Below are 7936 nucleotides of genomic sequence, written 5' to 3'. Positions count from 1 at the left end.
AGGTATAGAGAACCACTAAATAATATAATACCAAATGTAAAACAATATGACGCAAAATTAATCAGACTGTTTCTGTACCTGGCGAAGCTGCTTAAAAATAACAACGCTAATGTATGATAAAACTGATATTGAACCGCCTTATTCCAGATATCCAGACCGTACGATGTCAAAATGTTCTTTAAAGCATGCGCACCAAATGCTCCAAGTATTACCGCCAGAGCTCCAAAAAATGCCGCAGAAATTATGATTCTTTTGTTCATAAGCTATACAAACTGCTAATTTAAGAAAGATGCAATCTATTTAGGTTACTAAGAGTGAAAAAATCTATTTTTGTTAACCGATCTTATTATCGATAATTTTACTCCAATATAATTAAAATTAATGAAACGTATTATCATCATTATATCTGTCTTAGTCATTATTGTTGCAGGGGTCACTATATTTTATTTTCAAAACTTAGGTTCTTCCGAAAATTCTACAGAAAAAGTATTCCAAACAATACCTTCCGATGCATCGTTAATATTTGAATATAAAAACGAAACTTCTTTCTATGATATCTTTAAGGATTTTACTTTGTTTTCTGATATTTTAGGAAAAGAATCTACAGATCATCTCAATGCACTCAAATCTGTATTTATTGATGACGAAGCTATTACGTCCTCATTTATTCAGAATGAATTGTTTTTTTCATTACATGGAACATCTCCCAACGAGGCCGACTTTTTAGTTATTACTCCTGTCAACAGTAAGCTAATTAAAAACCAACAACAGCTTATTGATTTAATAAAAAGTAAATATGTTATAGAACAGCAAGGAAATCTGTTCTACTTAAATTTTAATAATAATTCCAGGTTCTATTTTACTTTTATAAATAACCTGGCCCTGGGATCATTTAATGAAAGTCTTTTAAAAGAAGTTTTTACAGCGAAAGGCGAAAAAGAAAATCAATTTAATCTTTTGAAGAAAAGTGTATCGTCGCAAAGAAATAAAAATTCTATCGCAAACCTTTATATAAACTTTACAAACTTTGGAAAGTTACTCAACAACTTCTCTGATAAAAAAAATCCGATAGAAACTGCTTCTTTAAAGAACTTTAGCGCTGTATCTTCCCTGAATATCAATTATCAAAACAATGCGTTTATGTTTAGCGGCACTACAGCATTAAACAATAATAAAAAGGGGCATGCTGCTTTATTTTTAAATCAAAATCCAGGAAAGAATACATTATCCGAAATTCTTCCTTATGACGCTGCTTCTTATATATTTTATTATGTATCTGATTTTGAAAAATTCAGAACGGGCTTAAACACGTTGCTTAGCGCCAGAAAGGAAACTGACAAGAAGAGCAAACAGGTACAAAATGTTTCTCAAAAGCACTCTATTAACTTAGATAAAGAGCTCTATCCCGCAATTGGAAACGAGTTTGGGTTAATGCAATTGGCTTCAAGAGATAAACTGGGTGTTATAAAAACCAATAAATCCAACCGGCTCTCCTTTATTTTTTCTACCATTAGCAGTAGCACCGGAGAAACCAATATCAGGAAATTTAACGATTCGGACCTGTTATATTATTATCTGGGCGATCCGTTTAAAGAATTTAAAAGACCTTTTTATTCGGTAATTGAAAATCATATCATTATTTCTAACAATATCATTACTTTGAGGAGGTTCCTGAAAAATTACGAAACACAAAATTTCTTAAGCCGGACAGACAAGAATGTATATTTTCAACAATACCTATCTAATCAGGGTAATATCTTTTATTTTATCCATAATGGAAATTCCAAAAGTAACATCAGAACTTTTTTAAGCAGGTCTGCGTTTAAAAATATGACAAGCGATAATTTTGACTGGAAGAACATATATGGTCTTTCAGTACAATTTAGCGCAGACAAAGATAAATTCTTTACTAATCTGTACATGAGCAAAATGCCAAAACCGGTAGATGAAAAGGCAGAATCTTTGGCTTTGGACTCTTTGCTTAATTAAACCGCATGACTAAAGGAAGAGCGATTTTAATTTTACTATGTTTACTTACCTGCAAAAGCCGGGCTCAAGAGTTTTCTCTTACACATACCAGTACTTTATATAATTCTTTTGAAAATCCGGTTGAGTCTTCCTATACAGCAGAAAAGAGTAAAAAATTTAATGTTAATCTATTCCTCCCCAGTTTGTCTTTAGACCTTAAGGTTAAAGGCGAAGCGGAAGTCGCTTTCAAAAGTATATTATTTGGAAAAGACATAGATAGTAAATCCATCAACAGCATAAGTAATGGTATCAACAGGCTGGCAATTAAAGGCAATGGTTATCTGTTTATGTTAAAAATGCTTTACACCGCTGAATATCAACGGGAAATGGGCATTTCCCTGCAGTTTAAAAATGACGGAGATTTTAGTCTCTCTAATGCTGCACTTGTTATACCTTATTCAACAAGCATTTTTAAAAATGGCTCTTATCCTGATATCTTCCAAAGTAGCTATAAAAATATAGCGTATTGGCAGCTTGGACTTAGCTACAGAGAAAACTACAGCTCAAAATTAGCTTTCGGGGGTAAGTTAAGTCTTCTTAGTGGTGCTGCATATTCAGAAATGGATATAATATCTTCAAATCTGGAAATAAATGATGCTAAGTATACCATGTCTATACAAGGGACATTTACAAACTCTTTTGGCTCTAACAAGCTAGAGGCAAGTTCTCTACTTCCCAACTTAAAAAACCCCGGAGTTGGATTAAGCCTGGGTACTTCCTATTTATTCAATAACAAGATTTATCTAACCGGACATCTGAAAGATGCTGGTATTATTTTCTGGAATAAAAAAACTCCACGCTACGACTTTTCCGATTCTTTGACCGTAAACGGATTACGATATAAAAAGGCAACTTACAAAGACCGATATAGAGACAGTTTGGCGGCCATGTTAGATAAAAATGCTGGACAATCCGGAGCTTTCCATACCTGGACAAACAGTAAAGTGGAAATAGCAGCCTCAAGACTTTTTGGATCTTACAAGCCTGTACTTATCGCTTCTAAAAATTTGTTAAATTCTAATGGCTTTGTTGCGTTGCAAAACAATTATATATACCGATCCCTGAATCTGGCTTTAAATTCGGCATATTACTTTAATAACGGCTTAAATATTGGCGCACTGTTTATGATTAAATCGGCTAATACCGACTTCTATTTAGGTACGGAAAAACTATTGCCGACATACTACATTGGTAAGGGATATATCAAAAAAGACGAAAATATTGGCAAAAGCCCAACCCAGGCAAATATTTTTTTCGGGCTGAATATCAAATTTGGCAGAGTGATGCAGACTATGCCTTTTGCCGATTTTGTAGATGGTTTAAACGACCCGGAGACAGGATATGTATATAAACTAAGTAAAAAGGAAAAAAGAAAACTCCCCAAACAAAAGAAAGGACGGTCCAGAAGAAGAAATTGATACGGATCTATTTAAAGTTAAGAAATCAAAAGAAAAAGCTGAAGCCCATACAGCTGGCTGCCTGGTGATACTCTGTTAATTTATTATGATTTTTTCACTCCAGCAATATAGTCTTTTAGGTAATAAGGCTCAAAATAAGCAACATCAACAAAGTTCTTATTTTCATATTTTTCATGGGCGATACTCATCATATCGACAGCACTATTTTTATAAATATCCAACACACGGGCATTTAAGTGTGTCCCCAATACTTCTTCGCATTTAGCAGCTCCATCACCAAAGAAATACACAATATGTGTATCTAAGACGTCTTTAAAAGAGTTTTCCTCTACAATAACAGCTTCTACCCCTTTAACCATTTTCAGTTCATCATCAAAAACGGCACTATAAACTTCCATCCTCCTGGCGTCTATCATTGGACAAAACAGCGTATGCTTATTCACAGAAAAACATCTGTTTTTAAATCCGTTAGCCATTGCTTCCAGAGTATTTACAGCGATAAGTGGTATATCCAAAGCATAGCACAATCCTTTAGCTGTAGAAACGCCTATTCTTAATCCTGTATAAGACCCCGGCCCCATACTTACTGCTACGGCGGTAAGCTCTTTTATGTCTCTATCCGCTTCCTTTAAAACATCCTGAACAAATAATGTTAGCGATGATGCATGTATATTTTTCTCAGTTTTATCAACATTTGCTAAAAGCTCACCATTTTCGGATAGTGCAACAGAACAGGTAGCGGTTGAAGTTTCTATGTGCAGAATAAGTGACATGCTGCGAAATTAATGTTTAATGTTGAATTATTCTAATAGGATAAAGTCGAAGGGACCAGGAGTAAGGAATAAGGATTAAAGAAAAAAAGAGTCTGATAGTTTATGATATCCTCTGGATACCATAAGCTTATTAATAAAACTATTCAGCCAATAGCTAAGGAACAGAATCATGTCCATGTCCGCCCCAGGGATGACACCGGGCTATTCTTTTTACAGTAAGCCAAAACCCTTTGAAAGGACCATGTTTTTTAATAGCTTCTATACCGTATTGTGAACATGTAGGCGTATATCTGCATGAAGCTCCCAATAATGGAGAAAGCAAATATTGATAGATCTTAATTAGTAATAAAAAAAAACCTGACAGTATATTTTTAAGAAAAGTTATCATCCTGCAATCTGCTTTTGTAACATCATAAAAACCCCTTTCATCTTCTCTTCCATTATTTTATAATCGAGTATCTCCTTTCCAACATAATTAATGGCTAACAAAATATTCTTATTATGATTTTTTAGAAACGGATATAAAAGCTGTTGCTTATTATTTCTAAAAGTTTCCTTTATCCTCCTTTTTATAAGATTGCGATCTACACTACGTTTAAATCTTCGCTTTGGAGCACTAATCAGGATTTGAGCTGGAAATTCCTGATGGGACAGGGAATTTTCTTTCCAAACAACTCTATAAGGGTACAATAAAAAAGAAGAACTGTTGTCATATAAAGAAGCAATAAGCTTTTTACTACACAACCGTTCTTCTTTCTTAAAAGTTTTTTTTTCTATTGCCATATCCGATTAAAATATTGCACTATCGGATTTCCAACTAAAATTGGAAAAGCAATAAAATTATGCTTTATGACGACGCTCGTCAGATACTGTTAATCTTTTTCTGCCTTTAGCTCTTCTTGACGCTAATACTCTTCTACCGTTTGCAGTAGACATTCTTTCTCTGAAACCATGCTTGTTTCTTCTTTTTCTTTGAGAAGGCTGGAATGTTCTTTTCATGATTATTTATATGTAATAATAATTCGCTCTAAAAATTTAAGAGCGCAAATATAACCTTGTTTTTTATAAATTCAAAGCTGTAATACAAAAAAATACAGAAAAGTTTCCAACAGCAAAAGTATCTTCAGAAAGATTTCCGTACCAGAAAATGCTATTTATTTTTAAGGATATCTCTAATTTCGGTAAGCAATGTCTCTTCTTTTGTAGGTGCAGGAGCAGCTTCTGGTGCAGGTTCTTCTTTACGTTTTAAAGAGTTTAAACCTTTAACCACACAAAAAATACAAAAAGCAACTATTAAAAATTGGATTACAACATTAATAAAATTCCCCAGATTTATTGATACTTCCGGTGTTTTTGCTACTTCATCAGCCGCTTTCAAAACATATTTAATATCAGAAAAATCTACTCCTCCTGTAATGTACCCTATTGGAGGCATAATAATATCGTCTACCAGCGAAGTAACAATTTTACCAAAAGCACCGCCAATAACTACACCGACAGCCAGGTCTACCACACTGCCGCGCATTGCGAATTCTTTAAATTCTTTTGCAAAACCCATATTTTATTAAATTTTAAATAAGTATATTTTATTTTGGTTATAAATCAAAAATTAGCAATAAAGTTTTAAAAATAAAAAATTTTATAAAACAAAGTCTGCTTTTTTTGCTTTAGCTATTAAAACCATAAAATATACAGCTCTTTATGCTAACTTTGTAATGATTGTTAAATCTTATTTATGCTAAAACAGAATCTTCAACAAAAACTTTTACAGAAGCTTTCCCCGCAGCAGATTCAATTTATAAAACTGTTGCAAGTACCTACCGTTGCGCTAGACACCAGAATTAAAGAAGAATTAGAAGAAAATCCGGCACTTGAAGATATTAGCCTTGCAGATATGAATGAAGTGGTTGAGGATTATCCTGACAGAGACCCTGAAGACGATTTCAATCCGGAAGATAGCGGAGATGAGTTTGATGATTTTAATATAGAAGACTATTTGCAGGAAGATAATCTAAACGATTTTGGAAATAGATACGATAATGATGACGATGAAGACAGAAAAGAGCTTCCAATTGCGGTAAGCAATACTTTTTTTGAAAACTTACAGGCACAATTGGATCTTATCCCTTTAGATGATAAATCTTACATGATAGCCCAGCAAATTATTGGGAGTCTGGATGATGATGGCTACTTAAGAAGATCTATACCGTCTTTAGTAGATGATTTAGCTTTCTCACAAAACGTCATTGCTGAAGACGAGGAAGCCGAAGAGATGCTAAAAGTTATTCAGTCTTTCGACCCTCCCGGCATAGGAGCCAGAGATTTACAGGAATGCTTGCTGATTCAATTGAGAAAAAAAGACGCTTCCAATCCCATCGTAAAAAATGCTATTAATATTATAGAAAATTATCTGGATGAATTCACCAAAAAGCATTATGACAAATTAGAGCGGCTATTAGGCCTTGCTCCTGATGAGCTTAAGGATGCTATTAATGAAATCCTGAAATTAAATCCTAAACCGGGCGATTCTGGTGCATCAAACATCAAGCAATTGCAAATCATCCCTGATTTTCATATTGCCAAAACAGATAATACACTTACGCTTACATTAAATTCTAAAAATGCCCCTGAGCTAAGAGTTAGCAGATCTTATCAGGAAATGCTTGAGCATTACGAAAAATCATCCGAAAAAGATAAAAAACTAAAAGAAGCGGTTCATTTTGTAAAACAGAAGCTGGATTCTGCAAAATGGTTTATAGATGCCATCAAACAAAGACAACAGACTTTGCTAAAAACCATGAACGCCATTATGCAATATCAATATGAATATTTTTTAAATGATGGGGATGAACGCTATTTAAAACCTATGATTTTAAAAGATATTGCCGATAAAATTGGTATGGATATCTCTACAGTCTCCAGGGTTGCTAACTCTAAATATGTTCAAACAGAATTTGGTACCTACTTGCTAAAATCTTTCTTTTCCGAAGCTATACAAACTGAAACAGGTGAGGAAGTTTCGAATAAAGAAGTAAAGAAAATTCTGGAAGAATGTATAGGCCAGGAAAATAAGAAGAAACCTTTGGCAGATGAAAAGCTGACAGAAATATTGAAAGAAAAAGGTTATAATATTGCGAGAAGAACCGTAGCTAAATATCGCGAACAATTGGGTATTCCGGTAGCAAGATTGCGGAAAGAATTGTAGAAAAAGCAAAAGCTTATTACCATCGCAGATATTAATATGCAAACGCTGACAGGGTTATCTGCAAACGCAAATTAACCCTGTCAATGTATTGATAACTTCCTATTTGTGCCACAAAGTTTATGGAATTTTCGTCCATAAAATCATAATTAACGAACCTGCAAAAACATCTCTGCCGGAATATTGAAATAATCCTTTAATCGCTTTGCCATTTTCAAGGTTATCTCTCTTTTACCTGCAAGAATAGCTGAAACATATCCCTTACTTCCTATTACTGACTCTAAATCTTTGTTTTTTAATCCTCTTTCCTTCATCTTTGCTTTAATAACCTCCAACACATCCACTTCCGGTAAGGAATAATATCTGTTGTCATAATCCTGTATTAACAAAATAAGCAAAGACATTTCGTCATTTTCCGGCGTACCGGGTTCAGCATGGAATATCTCCATCATCCGCTCGGAAGCCCTGTTATAATCCTCCTCGGTTTTCAGTATTGTCCAATTCATAACTCTTTC

Annotated in this window: 10 protein-coding genes; 3 read left to right on the top strand and 7 right to left on the bottom strand. The window is 33.9% G+C overall.

The features are described 5' to 3' along the window. Positions 1-260, bottom strand: a 260-nt coding sequence (locus ABWO41_RS13100) for a DUF423 domain-containing protein (RefSeq protein WP_353138713.1), incomplete at its 3' end; no start/stop codon positions are given. A gap of 121 nt (positions 261-381) precedes the next feature. Between ABWO41_RS13100 and ABWO41_RS13095 the strand changes: the two genes are divergently transcribed. Together ABWO41_RS13095 and ABWO41_RS13090 are read left to right on the top strand one after the other, a co-directional pair. Continuing rightward, positions 382-1989, top strand: coding sequence for a hypothetical protein (locus tag ABWO41_RS13095; protein ID WP_353138710.1), 1608 nt, complete (start codon positions 382-384; stop codon positions 1987-1989). 5 nt (positions 1990-1994) lie between these two features. Continuing rightward, the gene (locus tag ABWO41_RS13090; protein ID WP_353138707.1) at positions 1995-3446 is read left to right on the top strand and encodes a DUF5723 family protein; all 1452 of its coding nucleotides are present in this window, start codon (positions 1995-1997) and stop codon (positions 3444-3446) included. An 83-nt stretch (positions 3447-3529) separates the two neighbouring features. On the opposite strand, the gene tsaB is transcribed toward ABWO41_RS13090, so the two are convergent. The 5 genes from tsaB to mscL form a co-directional block, all read right to left on the bottom strand. After that, positions 3530-4219, bottom strand: coding sequence for a tRNA (adenosine(37)-N6)-threonylcarbamoyltransferase complex dimerization subunit type 1 TsaB (gene tsaB, locus ABWO41_RS13085; RefSeq protein ID WP_353138704.1), 690 nt, complete (start codon positions 4217-4219; stop codon positions 3530-3532). A gap of 154 nt (positions 4220-4373) precedes the next feature. Continuing rightward, positions 4374-4607 (bottom strand): membrane protein insertion efficiency factor YidD, encoded by a 234-nt coding sequence (gene yidD, locus ABWO41_RS13080; protein ID WP_353138701.1) that lies wholly within the window; start codon positions 4605-4607, stop codon positions 4374-4376. Beyond that, positions 4604-5002, bottom strand: a complete 399-nt coding sequence (locus ABWO41_RS13075) for a ribonuclease P protein component (RefSeq protein ID WP_353138698.1) — start codon at positions 5000-5002, stop codon at positions 4604-4606. The genes yidD and ABWO41_RS13075 overlap by 4 nt, the downstream gene beginning before the upstream one ends. 57 nt (positions 5003-5059) lie before the next feature. Further along, positions 5060-5218, bottom strand: coding sequence for a 50S ribosomal protein L34 (gene rpmH, locus ABWO41_RS13070; protein ID WP_017258626.1), 159 nt, complete (start codon positions 5216-5218; stop codon positions 5060-5062). Positions 5219-5369: 151 nt separating this feature from the next. Beyond that, on the bottom strand, positions 5370-5777 hold the full coding sequence (mscL, locus tag ABWO41_RS13065) for a large-conductance mechanosensitive channel protein MscL (protein ID WP_353138694.1): 408 nt from the start codon (positions 5775-5777) through the stop codon (positions 5370-5372). A gap of 177 nt (positions 5778-5954) precedes the next feature. Here mscL and rpoN point away from each other — a divergent pair, with 177 nt between their 5' ends. Then, entirely contained in the window at positions 5955-7424 is a 1470-nt protein-coding gene (rpoN, locus tag ABWO41_RS13060; protein WP_353138691.1) for an RNA polymerase factor sigma-54, read from the top strand. A gap of 146 nt (positions 7425-7570) precedes the next feature. Here rpoN and ABWO41_RS13055 read toward each other — a convergent pair. Continuing rightward, a partial coding sequence (locus ABWO41_RS13055; protein ID WP_353138688.1) for a helix-turn-helix domain-containing protein occupies positions 7571-7936 on the bottom strand: 366 nt, incomplete at its 5' end.

It is taken from the genome of Pseudopedobacter sp., from assembly GCF_040392825.1.
Lineage (GTDB): Bacteria > Bacteroidota > Bacteroidia > Sphingobacteriales > Sphingobacteriaceae > Pseudopedobacter.
This window is presented reverse-complemented; position numbering and strand designations above follow the sequence as displayed.

Bases quoted from the DNA above. Each gene is read 5' to 3' on its own strand.
- ABWO41_RS13095 (WP_353138710.1), top strand. From the start codon at position 382: ATGAAACGTATTATCATCATTATATCTGTCTTAGTCATTATTGTTGCA.
- ABWO41_RS13090 (WP_353138707.1), top strand. From the start codon at position 1,995: ATGACTAAAGGAAGAGCGATTTTAATTTTACTATGTTTACTTACCTGC.
- tsaB (WP_353138704.1), bottom strand. From the start codon at position 4,219: ATGTCACTTATTCTGCACATAGAAACTTCAACCGCTACCTGTTCTGTT.
- yidD (WP_353138701.1), bottom strand. From the start codon at position 4,607: ATGATAACTTTTCTTAAAAATATACTGTCAGGTTTTTTTTTATTACTA.
- ABWO41_RS13075 (WP_353138698.1), bottom strand. From the start codon at position 5,002: ATGGCAATAGAAAAAAAAACTTTTAAGAAAGAAGAACGGTTGTGTAGT.
- rpmH (WP_017258626.1), bottom strand. From the start codon at position 5,218: ATGAAAAGAACATTCCAGCCTTCTCAAAGAAAAAGAAGAAACAAGCAT.
- mscL (WP_353138694.1), bottom strand. From the start codon at position 5,777: ATGGGTTTTGCAAAAGAATTTAAAGAATTCGCAATGCGCGGCAGTGTG.
- rpoN (WP_353138691.1), top strand. From the start codon at position 5,955: ATGCTAAAACAGAATCTTCAACAAAAACTTTTACAGAAGCTTTCCCCG.